Annotated in this window: 14 protein-coding genes; 10 read left to right on the top strand and 4 right to left on the bottom strand. The window is 56.9% G+C overall.

What is annotated here, in order from left to right:
- The first annotated feature begins 18 nt into the window (after positions 1-18).
- The 3 genes from FFS13_RS06865 (at position 19) to FFS13_RS06855 (ending at position 1,849) form a co-directional block, all read left to right on the top strand.
- Positions 19-579 carry a PaaI family thioesterase gene (locus FFS13_RS06865; protein ID WP_305956014.1) on the top strand — a complete coding sequence of 187 codons (561 nt, stop codon included), beginning with the start codon at positions 19-21 and terminating at the stop codon, positions 577-579.
- Entirely contained in the window at positions 566-691 is a 126-nt protein-coding gene (locus FFS13_RS20030; RefSeq protein ID WP_256657836.1) for a hypothetical protein, read from the top strand. The genes FFS13_RS06865 and FFS13_RS20030 overlap by 14 nt, the downstream gene beginning before the upstream one ends.
- Before the next feature lie 150 nt (positions 692-841).
- Positions 842-1,849 (top strand): aldo/keto reductase, encoded by a 1,008-nt coding sequence (locus tag FFS13_RS06855; RefSeq protein ID WP_137818355.1) that lies wholly within the window; start codon positions 842-844, stop codon positions 1,847-1,849.
- 390 nt (positions 1,850-2,239) lie between these two features.
- On the opposite strand, the gene moaA is transcribed toward FFS13_RS06855, so the two are convergent.
- The gene (gene moaA, locus FFS13_RS06850) at positions 2,240-3,232 is read right to left on the bottom strand and encodes a GTP 3',8-cyclase MoaA (RefSeq protein WP_137818354.1); all 993 of its coding nucleotides are present in this window, start codon (positions 3,230-3,232) and stop codon (positions 2,240-2,242) included.
- A 996-nt stretch (positions 3,233-4,228) separates the two neighbouring features.
- Here moaA and FFS13_RS06845 point away from each other — a divergent pair.
- The 7 genes from FFS13_RS06845 to FFS13_RS06815 all read left to right on the top strand — a co-directional run bounded on the left by FFS13_RS06845 (position 4,229) and on the right by FFS13_RS06815 (position 13,772).
- A complete protein-coding gene (locus tag FFS13_RS06845; protein ID WP_218568601.1) occupies positions 4,229-4,888 on the top strand; it encodes a winged helix-turn-helix transcriptional regulator in 660 nt (219 codons plus the stop codon).
- Between the two features lie 520 nt (positions 4,889-5,408).
- Positions 5,409-7,055, top strand: a complete 1,647-nt coding sequence (locus tag FFS13_RS06840; RefSeq protein ID WP_137818353.1) for a GMC family oxidoreductase — start codon at positions 5,409-5,411, stop codon at positions 7,053-7,055.
- A 67-nt stretch (positions 7,056-7,122) separates the two neighbouring features.
- Positions 7,123-8,742 (top strand): GMC family oxidoreductase, encoded by a 1,620-nt coding sequence (locus tag FFS13_RS06835; protein WP_137818352.1) that lies wholly within the window; start codon positions 7,123-7,125, stop codon positions 8,740-8,742.
- 299 nt (positions 8,743-9,041) lie between these two features.
- Positions 9,042-10,304: an NADH:flavin oxidoreductase/NADH oxidase family protein gene (locus FFS13_RS06830; protein WP_137818351.1), complete on the top strand. Its 1,263-nt coding sequence runs from the start codon at positions 9,042-9,044 to the stop codon at positions 10,302-10,304.
- Between the two features lie 132 nt (positions 10,305-10,436).
- Positions 10,437-11,282, top strand: a complete 846-nt coding sequence (locus tag FFS13_RS06825; RefSeq protein ID WP_137818350.1) for an alpha/beta fold hydrolase — start codon at positions 10,437-10,439, stop codon at positions 11,280-11,282.
- Positions 11,283-11,438: 156 nt separating this feature from the next.
- Positions 11,439-11,819: a helicase gene (locus tag FFS13_RS06820; RefSeq protein ID WP_137818349.1), complete on the top strand. Its 381-nt coding sequence runs from the start codon at positions 11,439-11,441 to the stop codon at positions 11,817-11,819.
- Positions 11,820-11,903: 84 nt separating this feature from the next.
- The gene (locus FFS13_RS06815; RefSeq protein ID WP_137818348.1) at positions 11,904-13,772 is read left to right on the top strand and encodes an autotransporter domain-containing protein; all 1,869 of its coding nucleotides are present in this window, start codon (positions 11,904-11,906) and stop codon (positions 13,770-13,772) included.
- A gap of 9 nt (positions 13,773-13,781) precedes the next feature.
- On the opposite strand, the gene FFS13_RS06810 is transcribed toward FFS13_RS06815, so the two are convergent.
- From FFS13_RS06810 to FFS13_RS06800, 3 genes are all read right to left on the bottom strand, one after another.
- A protein-coding gene (locus FFS13_RS06810; protein ID WP_137818347.1) for an IS3 family transposase occupies positions 13,782-14,962 on the bottom strand; the annotation gives its coding sequence in 2 pieces (ribosomal slippage) (positions 13,782-14,707 and positions 14,707-14,962; 1,182 coding nt in all).
- 330 nt (positions 14,963-15,292) lie between these two features.
- On the bottom strand, positions 15,293-16,660 hold the full coding sequence (locus FFS13_RS06805) for a DUF1329 domain-containing protein (RefSeq protein ID WP_137818346.1): 1,368 nt from the start codon (positions 16,658-16,660) through the stop codon (positions 15,293-15,295).
- A 29-nt stretch (positions 16,661-16,689) separates the two neighbouring features.
- Positions 16,690-18,444, bottom strand: coding sequence for a DUF1302 domain-containing protein (locus FFS13_RS06800; protein WP_137818345.1), 1,755 nt, complete (start codon positions 18,442-18,444; stop codon positions 16,690-16,692).
- Positions 18,445-18,446 lie beyond the last annotated feature (2 nt).

Below are 18,446 nucleotides of genomic sequence, written 5' to 3'. Positions count from 1 at the left end.
TCGAGAAAGGAGTTACTGGTGGAAGTCGACCAGATCGTTGCCCGTTGGGACGCGGAGGAAAAATCGGTTCGTGCGCGCTTGCTGGCCGCCGATGCTGCGCTACAGGATCAGATCGCCGAGCGGACGGGCATGGAGGTGTTCGAGGCTATTTTTGCCGGAGAACTGCCTCCTGCCCCCATCGGAGAAACGCTCGATTTCGTGCCGATTCACATGGAGCCAGGCGCTGCAATTTTCCAAGGTCGACCGCAGCGCAGGCACTATAACCCCCTTGGCACCGTGCACGGCGGTTGGTTCGCTACGCTGCTCGACTCGGCGGTTGGTTGCGCCGTGCATTCGACCTTGCCCGCGGGCAAGGGCTACACCACGCTGGAGCTGAAAGTCAACATGGTGCGACCCTTGAACGACCGAGTGCCGATGGTGCGTGCCGAGGGCAAGGTGATCCATGCGGGGCGCAAAGTTGCCACAGCCGAGGGGCGGATCATTGGCCCCGACGGCAAGCTGTACGCGCACGCGACGACGACGTGTCTGATCTTCGATCACCCCGCAACCACGCTGGGGAGTTCTCATGACCAAGCCTGACATCGTTGTTTTCTGCTCTCCGGTCCGAACACCGATCAACACCTATGGCGGCACGCTGAAGGACACCCCGGCGTCTGACCTTGGCGCTGCCGTGATCCGCGAAAACCTGTGACGCTCGGGACTGGCCGCCGACACTATCGATACCGTCGTGCTGGGCCAGGTTATCTAGCCCGGTACTAGGATGAACCCGGCGCGACAAGCCTCCATCGGCGGCGCTTGAAGTCGCGGCGGGATCGTCCCGATTCAATTAACGGAGCAACGCATGAAATACACATCGTTCGGCAAGACTGGTCTGAGGGTTTCGCAGGTGGCACTTGGCACGGGTAACTTCGGTACCGGCTGGGGCTACGGTGCCGATCTCGATGCCTGCAAGGTGGTCTTCAATGCTTATGCCGAAGCCGGCGGCAACTTCATCGACACAGCGGATATCTACCAATTCGGCCAGTCTGAGGGACTGCTCGGCACCTTGCTGGAGGGGCGGCGCGAGGATTTCGTCCTCGCCACCAAGTTCACCAACGGCGCTGTTCCCAATGCCAACCGGCTGGTCACCGGCAATAGCCGCAAGGCCCTGGTGGCCTCGTTGGAGGCCAGCCTGAAGCGACTCAAGACGGATCGGATCGATATCTACTGGGCGCATCATCCCGATGGCGTCACACCAGCCGAGGAGATCGTCCGCGGCTTCGAAGACTTGGCGCGCGCAGGCAAGATTCTCTATGCGGGCCTCTCGAATTTCCCCGCATGGCGGCTCGCCCGTGCAGTCACCCTGGCGGAACTTACTCGTGCGGTGCCCATCGCGGCCGCCCAGTTCGAGCACAGCCTGGTTCATCGCGAGCCTGAGGCCGACTTGTTCCCGGCCTCGCACGCGCTGGGCCTCGGTATCGTGACCTGGTCGCCGCTGGGCGGCGGCATGCTGACCGGCAAATACAGGCAAGGCGAGACAGGCCGTGCCGAAGGCTTCGCTGGTCGGATATTCCAGCCAGAGAACTCGGCACAGCGTACGCAGATCCTCGACACCGTAATCTCCATCGCGGGCGAGTTCGGCGTCAGTGCAGGCCAGGTCGCCATTGCCTGGGCCGGCACCCACGGGGCGGTTCCGATCATCGGGCCTCGTTCACTTACCCAACTCACCGATAACCTCGGTGCCCTGTCGCTTGAGCTCTCGGCCGAGCAGATCAGCCGTCTCGACACCGTGAGCAGTTTGGTGCCCTCGGCACCGGCCAGGACACCCGTTCCCTGGGCAGTCGGCGACAATCCGCGAGTCGTGGCCTGAGCTAGCTGTGGCGGCGGTGCAGACATCTGCGACAGGGAGAGGACGATGATCCGACAGATATCGTCCACGCCCGAATGTGTTATCCCAAAATCGCTGCGGACACGGCCGCACAGATGCGCGCGGCTGCTTTTGAAGCATTCACACAAGCCAGCGCGGGTTCACTCCTGCAGCTATTTGCATGGCCGCTTGCTCAATTAGCGGCTAGTCCTACTCTCGGTACTAATTGTTCAGGCCTTTAGAGGACTTTTACCGCCAAGTCACCAGCGTGATCACCACAGTGAACCGAACAGCGCCAGTCACGGCGCTACGCGCCATGCCTGGCGCACCACAAAAAAAGACCGCCTTACGGCGGCCAAAAAAAACGAGCTTTAGAAAACCTTCGAACAACACCTAACCGCCCGTGGCGTTCATAAAGCGCAGTACCTGCACTTCTCCGCCCGAACTGAACTCATGTCGCATGGGCTTGCGCAACAGACCAGCCTGAATGGCACAGAGCAATGGTTGGTCGGTTTCCGGATAACGACGCAGCAAAGTACGCAGGTCAATGGCGTGCTCATGTCCCAGACACAGCAACAAGCGTCCCTCTACCGTCAGGCGCACGCGATTGCAACTGGCGCAAAAGTTATGGCTGTGCGGCGATATGAAGCCGACGCGACTCTCAGGAAAATCTTTGAGGCGTACATAGCGCGCCGGCCCACCACTCTGCTCAGCACTATCGAGCAGGCTATAGTGCTCCGCGATGCGCTCACGCACCCAGTCACTGGAACAGTAGCTCTCCCCGCGCGACCGGCCGACCTCACCCAACGGCATTTCTTCGATAAAACTGATGTCTAGCCCCCGACTCACGGCGTAATCGACCAGCCTGAGCACCTCATCGGCATTGCGCCCTCGCATCACCACTGTATTCAGCTTGATGCGGGAGAAGCCAGCCGCAGCCGCCACATCGATGCCGGCCAGCACCTGAGCCAGGTCGCCAGTGCGAGTAATGGCGCGGAAACGCGCCGGATCAAGACTATCGAGGCTAATGTTGAGCCGCTTGACCCCTGCATCGACCAGGGGCTGAGCCATCTTTACCAGTTGCGAACCGTTGCTGGTCATCACCAACTCCCGCAACCCAGGCAGAACAGCGATCTTCTCACACAGACCAACGATCCCCCGACGCACCAGCGGCTCACCGCCGGTGAGGCGAATTTTCTTTACTCCGTTCCCGACAAACAACGCAGCCAGCCGGTACAACTCCTCCAACCCAAGTACCTGCTGACGAGGCAGAAAAGTCATATCCTCGGCCATGCAGTACACGCAACGGAAATCACAGCGGTCGGTCACCGACATACGTAGATAATCGATACCGCGACCGAAGCCATCCTGCAGAATGCTGCCCATTACGCGCCCTCGGCTACCAAGGCGGCATACCACCCTGTGATTACTGCTGCAGTGGTAAGTCCGTGTCCTCCAAGGCGATGCCCTGGGTATTCACCACCACTATCAAGCCTTTGATGCATTGCACCGTCGTCACTTGCCATACGCACTGATCCAGTCCTGCACGAATACTGCCTCAGAGGGCCTGATAACGCTCTGCAGGGTGCTCTTGCCTGATGCCCGAAAGAATGGCTTTCAGTCCCAGCTCATTCCCTTAAGGTGGATCTGGCTAGCGCGGCGCAGGAGATGCGCTCAGCGACAGCGCATCTGCCTCGGTGATCATCACTGAGCCTAATTTCGCCGCACGAACTGATGACACACCTGGCCCATCCTTATCCGGCCGCGCATAGAGATATTTTCTTCACACCACTTTCAGTATACGTTTTGTATAGTACACTAGCAGGAAGAGAATAAAAGCGAGCAGATAGCGCCACATGAAAACGCCTTTGGGATCAGCGGCACAAGGTGCGGAAACGACACCCTCCTCCCCGTCCGCCGCAAAGCGAGCTTCGGTGCCGGGAGAAGGCAAATTTTGCAGCCTTGAACCAACTCGCTCTCTGCGTGTGCTGTCACTGAGCTTTCGGTCATGGCTGGGGACTGACCCCGCCCGACTGCCGATGCGCACTGGCAGGGAGAAGCTCTCCCAGGGCTCTGATGCTCTGCTGATGCTATTAACTCCCGCTGCTGCGCCGCGGCACCAGCAAAAGGTATTCAAATCATTCGGCTACAGCATTAAGGCTGCGGGAGAACGGCGCTCATATTCGAGCCCCCTCATTGCCTGCATTGCTGGATCGCCGGCCACTACAACCCCGCCCCACACCAAACGCGCGAGCTTGCTAGTTACGGTGCCTTGCACCAGTGACCTGGCCGCTATCGAAATTGCATGACCAATTTTCACTTGGTCGGCGGCAACCGCATCCCGCCATGTTTCGGTTGAGGGGAAATTTTGTACAATGAGCCATGCCCAACAAAACTTACGGTCAACTTTGTCCAATAGCCCGGTCGCTAGACGTACTGGGAGATCGCTGGACGCTCCTCCTCATTCGCGAGTTCCTCTTGGGGCCGAAGCGATTCAAGGAGCTGCTCGCAACTCTGCCGGCCATGGGAACGAATCGGTTGTCCGAGCGTCTGGCCATGTTGGTGGAGAACGGCGTCATTCGACAGGCCATGCAGGGGACGTCTCCGGCCACCCCAGCTTACGAGCTGACAGAGCTGGGCGAGCAACTCCGCAAGCCGCTCATCTCGCTGGGGTTCTGGGGGCTCTCTCTACCGGTCGACGAACGGATCGACCCAGCCAGCGCGCGCGCAGAGCTCATTGCACTTTGCCTAACGGGCTCGAACGATCCGGCGGCAAGCGCCGGGCTGCACGAATCCTACGAGTTCCAAGTCGGCACAGAAGTCTTCCATATCCAGGTGGACAACGGGACTCTGCTGGCTCGATCCGGCCCGAGCGCAGAGCCCGCCGACGTCAAGATTCAGTGCGACATAGATACCTTCATAGCCTTGGTGCTAGGCGAGCTCAGCCCATCACGCGCACTGCGCGAGCGCCACGCAACACTGCTGCAAGGGGATCGACCCGCGTTTACGCGGGTATTCAACGTCCTCGAATACACGCCCTAAGACCTCCCTCCCGCCCCAATCTCCTCTGCCGCCCTGAGCATTGGGGGCGGGCAACTATGCATGGGCAGGACAGGCTCAATCATCTACGTCCCGTCACTGGCAGCGCGCCATACGACATAGCCGCGCTCTGCCGGGCACCGCTGCCGGTATCTGACTTCACCGTCACGTCTGCGCTTCGGAAAGTTTCCATTCCCCACAGCCCGGTCCCGGTCGGCGCGGCATATCAAATCGATGTTGTAGCGCCGCCCCTGGCACGGGGCCGCCTTGCCTGCCTCGCCCCCCAGCGGCGGTCAAACATCCGCGACGCAGCCCACCCCACTCATTTGGCGTTACCTACTTGAGCCCGTTGCTGCTCGCTGGAGGACCTGTGTTCAGCAAACCGCATAGGAGCCTGGCTTTTCGCAGGCAACCCGCCGAGCAGTAGCCGCTCACAATAGTGATTGCCCCCTACAAGAATAAGGAGACGCCACATGTCCAGTTTTTTCACGCTTGTACTTAACACCGGCCTGAGGATTGCACAATGAATCCCCCTTACGATTTCGACTACATCATCATCGGCTCAGGTTTCGGCGGTAGCGTGTCCGCCTACCGACTGACAGAAAAAGGCTATTCCGTTGGCGTGATGGAGATGGGCCGACGCTGGACGGCTGAGGACTTCCCAAAGTCCAACTGGGACACTCGCCGCTGGATGTGGCGACCTGGCCTGAAAATGTTCGGTTTCTACAACATGCGCCTGTTTCGCCACGCCATGATCGTAAGTGGCAATGCGGTCGGCGGAGGATCCATCACCTACGCCAATGCCTTGTTAACGCCGCCCGATAGCGTATGGGATGAAGGCTCTTGGGCAGGCCTGGCCGACTGGAAACGAATCATGCCCCAGCACTACGCCATGGCAGAAAAAATGCTCGGCGTGACTGAAAGCCAGATCATGGGCGAGGCCGATCTGCGCCTCAAGAAAATGGCGGATCTGCAGGGCGTAGGCGACACCTTCCATGCGCCACGTGTAGGAACCTTCTTCGCCCCCCCTGGCGAGGAAGGCGGCAAGACCTACCCGGATCCCTACTTCGGAGGTGAGGGCCCGGAGCGAGGAACCTGTACTGGTTGCGGCGGCTGCATGATGGGCTGCAAGCACAACGCCAAGAACACACTCGACAAGAACTACCTTTATCTCGCGGAAAAACGTGGCGCCCAGGTTTTTGCCGAAACCAAGGTGGTGGATGTACGGCCGCTCAACGGTAAAGAGGATGGGAGCGACGGTTACGAAGTCTTCACCGAGTGCTCAACCTCTTGGTTCGACAAGCAGCGCCGCAGCTTCCGCTGCCGCGGCGTGATCTTCGCCGCGTCGTCGCTGGGCACGATGGAGTTGCTGTTCCGGCTCAAGCAAAACGGATCGTTGCCACGCATCAGTAACGACCTCGGCAACCGCGTGCGCACCAATGCGGAGTCCCTTATTGGCATACGTTTTCCTGCAACGGACAAGAGTATGTCACCAGGCCTGGCAGGTGGCGGCAGTTTCTATCTCGATGAGCGCACGCACATTGGCGTCGTCCGCTACCCGGAAGGCTCCGACGCGATAGGCCTAATGATGACCTTGCTGTGCGGTGGGCGTGCCGGATGGACGCGGATTTTTACCTGGCTGTGGACACTGCTCAAGCATCCACTGCAAGCACTGCACGTACACAACCCTATCGGCTTTGCGCGTCAGACCATGCTATTGCTGGTGATGCAGACGGCGGACGCATCACTCAGCATGCGATTCAAGCGCCGCTGGTATTGGCCGTTCACAAAACAACTTGGCAGCGAGGGCGGTCCCATTCCCACCTTCATCCCCGAGGCCAACGCATTTGCTGAAAAGGGCGCCAAGGCACTGGGTGGCATAGCCACGACCATGTTGACCGAGATCCTCTTCAACATTCCCACCACGGCGCACTGCATGGGCGGCTGCGCGATGGCGGACTCACCTGCGCGCGGCGTGATGGACGTGCAAAGCCGCGTGTTCGGCTATCAGAACCTACTGGTCTGTGACGGCTCGATGCTCAGCGCCAACTTGGGCGTGAATCCGAGCCTGACCATTACCGCGCTGACCGAGCACGCCATGTCGTACATCCCGGCGAAAGATGCGCAGAACAGACTCAAATTGAAAGAGCTACACGGCGCGATTGATTAGAGCCGAGCCAATGGGAACTCACCACTCACACATCAACAACACTGACCGTATCACCGAGGAGCCCGCGATGAATCTGCCCTACGATTTCGACTATATCGTCATCGGCTCCGGCTTTGGAGGCAGTGTGTCTGCGTGCCGACTGACAGAAAAGGGCTATTCCGTCGCAGTGATGGAGTTGGGCCGCCGCTGGACGGCCGAGGATTTTCCCAAATCCAACTGGGATGCGCGTCGCTGGGTGTGGCGACCTGGTTTGAAAATGTTCGGCTTCTACAACATTCGCTTGTTTCGCCATGTGCTTGTCATGTGCGGGAACGCAGTCGGTGGAGGCTCCATCACCTACGGCAATGTTCTGCTACCGGCGCCCGACAAGGTGTGGGACGAGGGCCCTTGGGCCGGCCTGAAGGACTGGAAGCAGATCATGCCGCAGCATTACGCCACAGCGGAAAAAATGCTAGGCGTCACCGAGAACAAGATTCTCGGTGAGGCCGACTTGCGACTCAAGAGAATGGCGGATTTGCAAGGCGTGGGCGATACGTTCTACCACGCCCGTGTAGCAACCTTCTTTGCCCCCGAAGGCCAGACCAGCGGCCAGACCCATCCGGATCCTTATTTCGGCGGCGAAGGTCCGGAGCGCGGAACTTGCGTCGGGTGCGGTGGTTGTTTGGTTGGCTGTAAACACAATGCTAAGAACACGCTCGACAAGAACTATCTCTATCTCGCGGAAAAGCGGGGCGCCCAGATTTTTGCTGAGACCAAGGTGGTGGACGTTCGGCCGCTTAACGGTAAAAACGACGGTAGTGATGGTTACGAGGTCTTCACCGAGCGCTCGACCTCCTACTTCGACAAGCGACGGCGCAGCTTCCGTTGCCGCGGTGTTGTCTTTGCCGCATCGTCGTTGGGCACGACGGAATTGTTGTTCCGGCTGAAGAAGAACGGGTCGTTGCCGCGCCTCAGTGACGATCTCGGCAACCGGGTATACACCAATGCCGAATCCCTTCTCGGCGTTCGCTTTCCCGCAACAGACAAGAGCATGTCGCCCGGCCTGACGGTAGGTTCAGGAGTCTATGTTGACGAGCACACGCACATCCAGGCAGGGCGTTTCCCAGAAGGCTCTGACGCGATAGGCCTGATGATGACCTTGCTGTGCGGCGGACGCGCCGGGCGGACTCGGTTATTTACCTGGCTATGGACGCTGCTGACACAACCGCTGAATGCGTTACGCGTGCACAACCCTATCGGTTTTGCGCGTCAGACCATCTTGCTGCTGGTGATGCAGACGATGGATGCCTCACTCAACATGCGGTTCAAGCGCCGCTGGTATTGGCCGTTCGCAATGCAGCTGTGCTCGGAGGCCGGCCCGATTGCCATTCCTACCATCATCCCGGAGGGGATTGCTTTTGTGGAGAAAGGGGCTAAGTCACTAGGTGGAATTCCCATCAGCCTTCAGAGCGATATCTTGTTCAACATGCCTGGCACCGGACACTGCATGGGAGGTTGCGCGATGGCGGACTCGCCGGAGCGCGGTGTGATGGATGCGCAAAACCGTGTCTACGGTTATAAGAACCTGCTGGTCTGCGACAGCTCGATGCTCAGCGCCAACCTGGGCGTGAACCCTAGCCTGACCATTACCGCGCTGACCGAGCACGCGATGTCGTACATTCCTGCGAGGACGACGCCGCCCGTTTGAGAATAGAAACGGTGGCGAATCGACATAGCCAGTACATTTCTGATCCGGCGCACTATTCCTGGAAGCCCAAATTACGCTGGCATGAACGTCTCGCAACCGGACCGGACAAGACTCCACTGAATCACACGAATCCGTCGATCCGGATCGGCATGCCACGCCCCTGCATCCTCTCCCATTGCCAGCTGCTGCCGCCACTACACTATACATTTTGTATAGCATTTGAAGTACATTGAATATATAGTGCCTTGCGACCCTGCCGCGCAGATGAACATTCGCCCCGAAATTTCCGAGAACCCATCATGCCTAATTCCTTCTCGCCTGAAAAAACCCTGCTGACCCAGTCTTTGCAACTCCCGAACGGCAGTGTGCTGCGCAATCGTCTTGCCAAGGCAGCCATGAGCGAGGCGTTGGGTACCTACCACAATCGCCCGACGTTGAAGCTGGTCGAGCTGTACCGACGCTGGGCCGCAGCGGGCCTCGGCTTGATCATCACGGGCAACGTGATGATCGACCGTCGCGCCCTGGGCGAGCCGGGTAACGTGGTGATCGAGGATGAAGCGGATCTGCCTGTATTGCAGCAGTGGGCGCGAGCAGCCACATCCCAGGGGGCTACCATCTGGGCTCAGCTCAACCATCCCGGCAAGCAGGCGACCAAAGGTCTGAATGTCAACAATCTCGCCCCATCGGCCGTTCCATTCCGCGAGGACATGGCATCGCTGTTCGAGACTCCGCGCGAAGCCACCACTGCCGAGATCAAGGACATCATCCAGCGCTTCGGCCGTAGCGCCGCCATCTGCAAGAAAGCCGGTTTTAGCGGCGTGCAGATCCATGGTGCGCATGGCTACTTGATCAACCAGTTCCTGTCACCGCACCACAACAAACGCACTGACGACTGGGGCGGCAGCCCGGAAAAGCGCCGTCGCTTCGTATTGGCCGTTTATGCCGAAATTCGTCAGCAGGTCGGAGACGATTTCACCGTCGCCATTAAGCTCAATTCGTCTGACTTCCAACGTGGCGGTTTCAGTGAAGAAGAATCCATGGAAACGATCCAGGCACTCGCCGAGGCGGGCATCGATCTGATCGAAATCTCGGGGGGGACTTATGAGGCGCCTGCTCTGAGTGGCACGATGCAGGAACAGAAGAAAGCATCCACCGTGGCGCGCGAGGCTTATTTCCTCGAGTTTGCCGAGAAGGTGCGCAGCTCGGTGAAGGTACCCTTGATGGTCACCGGCGGCTTTCGCAGTGCCGCTGGCATGAACGCCGCGCTGCGCTCCGGAGCGCTTGATGTCGTTGGTCTCGCACGGCTATTGGCGATTGACCCTGAAGCCCCTGCAGCCCTGCTGCAAGGACGGGATAGCCCGCAGCGCGTGCGCCAGATCATCACGGGCATCAAGCAGATTGACCGCCTGGCCATCATGGAAGTCTTCTGGTACTCGCTGCAGCTCAAGCGAATCGCCAATGGCGGAGACCCGCGCCCCAACGAAAGCGGGCTGTGGGCCTTAATAAAATCGGTGTTTAAAAGCGGCTGGGGCACATTCCGTACGCGGCGCCTACGGGCATAAGCCCACTGCGCGACGCTCGCCTGAGTGCCCTCAACAAGAGCGTCGCCATAATTACTGTCCGGGCTTAAGCCTTGCCAGCAACATATATGGTTCTCACTTAAAACCTGACAAAACCAACTAGAAGGCCCCAGCATGACCGATACCCACCTCACCGCCCCAACCCGCTTCGTGGAAGTCGATGGCGATAAATTCGCGTACCGTCGCTGGGGCAACACTACGACTGACCAACCCCCATTGTTCTTCCTCCAGCATTTCCGTGGCGGAATGGATCACTGGGATCCGCTCATGACCGATGGTCTGGCCGCAGGGCGTGAAGTCATTCTCTACAATGGCCGCGGGATTGCGTCGTCTTCCGGCAAGCCACGCAACCGAATTGAGCATATGGCCGACGACGCCGCTGCGGTTATTCGTGCACTTGGTCTTGCCAAAGTCGATGTATTGGGTTTTTCGCTCGGCGGGTTTCAGGCCCAAGACCTCACGCGACGTCATCCCGAGCTTGTCCGTAAACTCATGCTGCTCGGCACCGGGCCACGAGGCGGCAATTCAGACTCAGATCCTGGCGTACTGGAAGCAGCACCGCGCCCGGTTCCGACTCTGGAGGACTTCTTGTTCCTGTTTTTCGGTCGATCTGAAGCTGCAAGAAAAGCCGGACACGAATTCTGGGAGCGCCGTCATCTGCGCGTGGAGCAAGACCCACCGAGCTCCCCCGAGGTGATCCAGGCCCAGATCGAAGCAAACATGTATTACTTGCCAAAGCTGGATCCAAAAGATCCTTTCGCTCATTTGCGCGAAATAAAGCAGCCGACGTTCATTCTTAACGGCATTAATGACGTCATGGTCCCTACAATAAATTGTTGGTACATGGCCCAGAACATCCCTAACGCCCAACTGTTTCTATATCCGGATGCCGGCCATGGCGCTCAATTCCAATGCCCTGAGCGCTTCTTAAAGCACGCCATTCAGTTTCTTAACGAGTAACAATCTGTAAAAACTCCTGTTCCCAACCTGGCGAGCAGGAGCCGCAAATGGCGAAGGATGAAGCTAGCGCTTAGGCCATGAGAGCCTTGCACTCAAGCGTAATCATGACTCACTGAAATCCGCACTAATCGCGTACAGCCAGAAGGTATATTTGTAATGCTGAAATTCAAACTCCTGCTCTGGGCCCTGACCAAGTTGCTGCAAAGGGCCGCAAAAAACAACCCTGCCTGCGCCAAGTACATCGAAGATAAAGAGCTGATATTTCAAATTAAAACAGTTGGTGGTGTCGGCCGTTATTACACCATCAGCAACGACAGGATTTTTTCTTCTCCTGGGTTATTTAGAAACCCAAAATTCACCATGACTTTTAGTGATGCCGCCAAGGGCTTCGCCATTTTGTCTGCAAAAGATAGTAAAGAAGCCTTTCTGGCAGGTCTGCAAAGCGGGGATCTGGTCATCCGTGGTGACTTTGTAGAGGTGATGTGGTTTCAAGGATTAACTGAATACTTACAACCCGGCAAAAAGCATCAGAATTAGAACCCGCTACTTACCCTCGATGAAGCTAAATGCTTAGCACGGGGGCGGGCCCCGACTCTTCGCCAGCTCAAAGTTGAGTTATAAATGAAAAACAAGAATAAAAATGGATTGGCTTTACTAACATTCAGCCTGGCAATATTTAACACGTCGGTTAAAGCCGATGGTTATGGGGATTTTTACTTTCTTGGTGATAGCTTAACTGATTGTTGCGTGCTAGGACGGGCCACGCAGGACAATACACCTACCTGGGCAGACCAGTTACCTCCCCTGGTTGGCGCCAGCTACTCTCCCTCGACAAGTAGTAACTATGCCGTCGCTGGCGCGCAGTCAGGAGCTGGATCTATTGGCAGTCCGATTCAAAATGCCGGATTGCAATTCCAGACAGTATCTTTTTTGAATTCCGGAACCACACTGAACTCTAACGACTTAGTTGGCCTATGGATAGGAACGAATGATATTTGGCCATCCGCATATCTTCCCGCCGCTATTCCGGCGTTGAATATTGCAGCTCCACCTATTGGCTACCAGCCGCCTGCCGATGCGCTGACTAACTACATTACCGGCAATGTCCGCACCAGCATCGAAACGCTCCGAAACATGGGGATGAGAAATTTTGTCTTGCTGGCACCGTATGATCTGTCGAAGTCTAATATGGGTCAGATGCTAGGCGCTGATGCGGCGGCTATGTCCCTCGCATCCAGCTACTCTATTGCCTTGCGTGATGCCTACGCAGATATCTATACGCCGGGCGTAAATACCTACTTCTTTGACACCTTGACTTTGCTCGATCGGATCCAGGCCAACCCAGCTCGCTATGGTTTCACTCACTGGCTATCCTCCGATAGCATCTGCGGCGGTGTTGGTATCGCATGTGATGGTGCGGGATTGTCGCGATCGCGACAAGAGCAATATCTTTTTGCTGATTCAATCCACTTAACAAACTCATTTCATACAATTGTTGCTCGCTATGTTGCAAATATCATCAACGCCCGGTCGATACTGCCTGCAACGGCCGACATTGGTCAGTCGTCATCGAAATATTTTGCAGACGGTCTAATGGCAAGAATGCTATGGAACAGTAGCTCTGTAGCGTCGTTTGATAAGCAAAACTCAATCACACCATTCGTCGAAGCTTCGGCTGGGCAAGATAATCGCAATGCCGAATCAGGCAGTCTCGGCGGGACTGTTGGCGGTTATAAAGGAGACGTACGCTCCCTTACAGTCGGTGCCGCGTACCACTTTAATCAGCAATGGACGCTCGGTATTGCAGGCAACTATCAACAAAACCAAGCCACATTAAAAGATGGCCTGGATGCAAAAATCGAGTCGGACAACTACCAGTTGGGCCTCTTCTCCTCCTTCAAGCAAGATTCGATATTTTTCGATACCGCTCTGTCCTATGGTACGAATGACTACAGCATTGATCGCGCAGGGGTATATGACCGTGTAACAGCGGATACCAAAGGCACCTCGCTAACAGCAGTCGTGAGTGGTGGTTATTTCTTTGACATCCGCCACATGAAGGTGGGGCCGATAGCACAACTCACCTATGGGCACACAAAGGTGGACGCCTATCGCGAGCAAGGAGACAGCTTACTGACTCTGGGCGTCGATAAACAAAGGATTGAATCATCTTCGGGGGCGCTTGGCATCCGCACAGCAGGAGCCCTTTCCGTCGTTGGACATCAAGTTCTCGGCTCACTTACATTGACAGCGGAACATGATTTTGAAGGCACATCGCGCGATCTCTCATCGTTCAGTACAAATGCTCCGTCCTTGATAATAAACAGCGGTGGTGGCTATAAGGAAGATCATTTGTACGGTAAGTTGCATGCAGGATTCAGTATGCCGGTCGACAATTCGATTAAGCTTGGTCTGGATGCATCCTCCGTTTTTGCTCGCTCCTATGGGAGTGGTAATAGCATTACAGCTTTCATGAGCATGTCGTTCTGATAGAAATACTCAAGGAACCTGTAGTGGCCAACTAATCCCGGACACGACGTTAAGTTTTTCTTCGGCCCGAGCTGGCGCTAGCCCACCGTTGAATTGATGTGGTCGAATCCAGTTGTACCGATGCATCAAGAAATGGCTGATATCGCGTTGGGCTTCTTGAGCAGTTCTGTAGCCCACGGTCGGTATCCATTCAGTTTTCAAGCTGCGGAACACGCGCTCCATTGGCGCGTTGTCCCAGCAATTTCCCCGGCGACTCATGCTCTGGCGCATTCGATAACGCCACAACCGCTGGCGAAATAAACGACTCGCATACTGCGACCCTTGATCCGAGTGAAACAACAACCCCTGAGGTCTTCCACGTTGTTCATAGGCCATATCCAGCGCCTTGATAACCAGCTCGGCGTCCGGCTTTTCAGACAACGCCCAGCCCACTATCCGGCGCGTGCATAAATCAAGAACGACAGCCAGGTAATGCCATTTCCCCTGGGCCCAGATGTAAGTGATGTCGCCGCACCAAACCTGGTTCGGTGCTGGGACGTCGAACTCCCGATTCAAGATATTCGGGATATCCAACCGTTCAACCGTCGCTCGTTTATAGGCATGAGAGCCTGGTTGCTTGCTGACGAGATCAAGCTCACGCATCAAACTGCGCACTTTGAACCGGCCAAGTTGCTCACCATCTTCACGCATCAACGAGAGAATGCTACGGCTGCCGGCAGCACTGCGGCTTTGCGAAAACAATTCACTCACCCGGCTGCGCAACCGAAGCCGCTCAACATCAGGAGTCCGGCGTCTGAGATGCCGGGAGTAGTAACACGAGCGGGTGACTTCAAACACCTTGCACAGCCAATCAACCGACTCGTGGACGCTCAATTGGTCAATCAGTGCGAACGCTCGTGATCTTCCGACATCAAGAGCGCGGTAGCCTTTTTTAGTATGGATTTCTCTCGCTCAAGACGAGCGATCCGGGCTTCCAGTTCCTGAATTTTCTGCTGTTCCGGCGTCAGCGCTTTGCTCTGCGGCGTAACGCCTTTGCGCTCCTGTTGAATCTGGTCGACCCAGCGGCGTAGTGCCGACTCACCGACGCCGAGTGAGCGACTGGCTTCGATGAAACTGTAGTTTTGCTTGAGTACGAGATCGGCAGCCTCGCATTTGAACTCAGTGGAAAAGACACGGCGTTGCTTGGTCATCTGACACCTCGATCTGGCGAGCATTCTCGCCTAAATGGGTGTCCGGTTTCATTAGACCACTACATGTCTACCGGAGCGGGGGTAGTCCATTTAAGGCTTGGAGGTGTCTACGAAACTAGGGGCGATTCAACGCTGAGGATTGAGCAGGCACATCAGCACCGGCATGCTACGCGAGATAAAGTACACGCCAATAGATCCGCCCTCGGGAAACACTCTTCCCGAGGGCTTTTCGTTTCGTACCTCTGCCGCAGAGTCGCTCTCAAGCTGCTTTAAACAAACTGACTAAAGTGCTCGACCTTAAGGTCATCTGAAACTTTACGCCAGATGTATTTATCGAACGCCTGCTTGGCGCAGCGCTGTCGGTGTGAAATTGCTCTGTGTTGCCGTGAAGTCGAAATTCAAGGAGCGATTAGCTTCGTTTTTCATTCCAAGGGCCAGATAGCGCCCCGAGATCAGATCATATTGAGTTTCAACGTTGTACCATGGCACCTGCTTGTCATAGTAGTACTGGGCATGCGCCTCGGCTACACGCCATAGACTGCCACGACCGTCGTAGTGATCAGCTTCGGCTATCGCCCAAGTATCCTCGTCTATATAGAACTCACGCTTGGCATAGATATGCCGCTCACCTGCTTTCAGAGCGGCTGTCACATGCCATACACGGTGCAGCTCGTAACGAGTCAAATCCTGATTGATATGCCCGACCTTGAGGATCTCATCGTACTTTAGTTTAGGAGAGTCAAGGCGGTAGCTGTTGTAAGGGATGTAGATTTCCTTCTTCCCATTCAACGTCCACTCGTAACGGTCTGGCGCGCCGTTGTATAGGTCTACGTTGTCCGACGTACGCAGTCCATCGCTGGCTGGCGCTGGGCCATCGTATGACACTTGCGGTGCTCGCCGCACGCGCCTCTGGCCGGCGTTGTACAGCCACGCCATGCGTGGCTCTTTCACTTGGTCCAGTGTCTCATGCACCAGCAGTACGTCACCACTCAAGCGCGCTGGCGCGACCACTCGCTGCTTGAAGTAAAGCAGCACGTTGCTAGGCTTACTTGCGTCAAAATCCGTGAGTGCATAATGAAAAGTTATTTCGTCCTGAAAGTAGACTAGGTTGTACGCTCCGTTCGCTTGCGGCATAGCCTGTGTAATCGAACGAGCAACGCTTCCCCCTCGATAATGGGTAATGTGGTTCCAGATCGCTTCTAAGCCACTCTTAGGAATCGGGAAGGCGATAGACTTCTCAAAGCTCTCCAAACCGTTACCGCCCTCAACCAACTTTGTTTTCACCGCGTTCATCTTCACCGCGTCATAGATAGCGTCCGGGAACGCGGCTGATCGATGAGTGGGAAATACTGGAATTTTGTAGCTGCTTGGGTAACGTTTGAACATCGCCTGCTGACCGGGGGTCAGCTTGTCCTTGTACTGATCGACGTTCTGCGCGGTGATGGTGAACAGCGGCTGCTCGTCGGCGAACGGATCGGCCAGGAAGCCTTTGGCATCGACGGCACCGGCGTTCTGCGGCAAGCCGCCCGTCCACTCGGGGATGGAACCATCTGCATTGCCGGCCTTCTCGGCCCCGATCGGGGTCAGCGTGGATCCCAGTTTGGCAGCTTCATCAGCCGATACGGCAGCCATCACGCTGGAGGCCAGCAGAGACAGCGCCAGAGCACCGGATTGCAGCAAGAGACTTATTGTTTTCATGGGTGATCGTTCCTCAATGTTCCAGACGCTTAAAAAATCACGCCAACGCTGAGTGCCACGAAGTCGCGGTCAACGTTGGTGTTGTACTCGCCGCCGAAGAAGTCGGTGTAGGAAAGGCTGGCGGTGTAGGTGTTCAGGTACTCGACATCCAGACCCAGGCTGATGGCCTTGTTGCCCTCGGTGAACGTCGGGCCGTAGCCATCCACGTCATGCGACCAGGAGAGGTTCGGTTTCAGGTTGATGCCAGCGGCGACGTCCGGGTAATCCAGAATGGCTCGGGCGCTGTAGCCCCAGGACGTCGAGGTAAAGAAGCCCTTGTCGTTGCACTCATCAGGATTGTCAGCGTTCAAGGCCGTGCAGAATCCACCGGGGACCTCGCCGCTACCGAAAACTGCATCTCGACCGAAGCGCAGCTCGTTTTGGCTGATGTCGCCGATATGGCTGTAACCGACCTCGCCCACCAAGGTCAGGCGATCCGCGCCCATGACTTGATCGATGAACTGGACAGCGGTGACCTGGGCTTGGGTGAATGGCTTACGGACATAGCCTCGGATCTCATCGCCAGCGGCGGTGGTGGCATGACCACTGGTAAACACGGGGTTCCCCAGAAAGCCCAAAGGCACTACCGCCCCCAAGACCAGGTCGGTCGAGTTCAACTGCAGCGGCATATTGGGCCGATGGCTGATCTCGCCAGAAATGGCTGTTGAGCCCGCCGTGGTGGAGAAGCTCAGGCCGTACAGCCGAATATCTTCGGGATATTCGGCAAAGTACTTGGCGGAAGCCTCGCCGGTTACCGGGTCGGCGGCGAAAGGTGCGGCCCCAACCACGGTGCTGACGATCGGTGTGCGGCTGTGGTAATTCAGGGCATACAGGCCGAACTCGGTATTGTTCAGCTGCTCGGCGAACCAGCGCAACGCTACCCCATACTGCCCGCCATCCCGCGCATCGCGGTCGCCAATGCGGCCCACATAGCGGTAGCCGGCAGCCGGATCGGGATTAAGGTCGGAGCCGGCAAATGCCAGGCGCTGGTCACAACCATCGGCGACCACATCGGTCCCAGTGAAGAAGGTGCCGCAGTTATCCAGTACGGTCTGGTCCCACTCCAGCTGGTAGAACCCTTCGGCGGATAGCGAGTCGGTCAACCCCTGGGACAGGTAGAACATGTTTACCGGGATCAGGCCTTCCTTGATCTCGGCGCCTGGGCGGCGGAAAGCCGCAACGTCAATCGGGTTGATCGCGTTGATACCATTCAGCAGAAAGGTGCTCTCGCCCCAGCTCACCACCTGCTTACCCAGACGCACCGAGCCTGGCTGATCGGCGACGGTGTAGCTGTGGTAGAGGAAGGCGTCGAGGATCTGCGCTCCAGAAGCCTGGGCCGCCTCCTTGCGGTTGTGGTCGTCGATGTCATAGAGCAGACGGTGCTCGTCCTTCAGCTCGAAGTCGTACCAGTACTTGCCGCGGACGAACACACCGGTATCGCCATACTTCAGCTCGAGGTCGTGAATGCCCTTGAAGATCTTCGAGAAGGTCTCGCCCTTCTTGAAATTCAGACGGCCGTCATCGTTGGTCTGCGAGGAAGCCTGACCGCCGTTGCTGGCACCGATCATGTCGGGATCGGCGTCGCGTGCCGACCAGCTGGCGCCCACGGACAGCGAAGAGTCGAGCTTGCCTTCGAGCTCGCCAAGATTGAATTCCACGCCAAATGCCGAGCCAGAAAACACGGATGCCAAGCAGATGGCCTGCGACAGTTTCGTCAGGTGCCAACCGGGTATTTTTCTTGTCATTA

It is taken from the genome of Pseudomonas sp. 2FG, assembly GCF_005502935.1.
GTDB lineage: Bacteria > Pseudomonadota > Gammaproteobacteria > Pseudomonadales > Pseudomonadaceae > Aquipseudomonas.
Note: the sequence above shows the minus strand (reverse complement) of the source record. Positions and strands in the feature narration are given on the sequence as shown.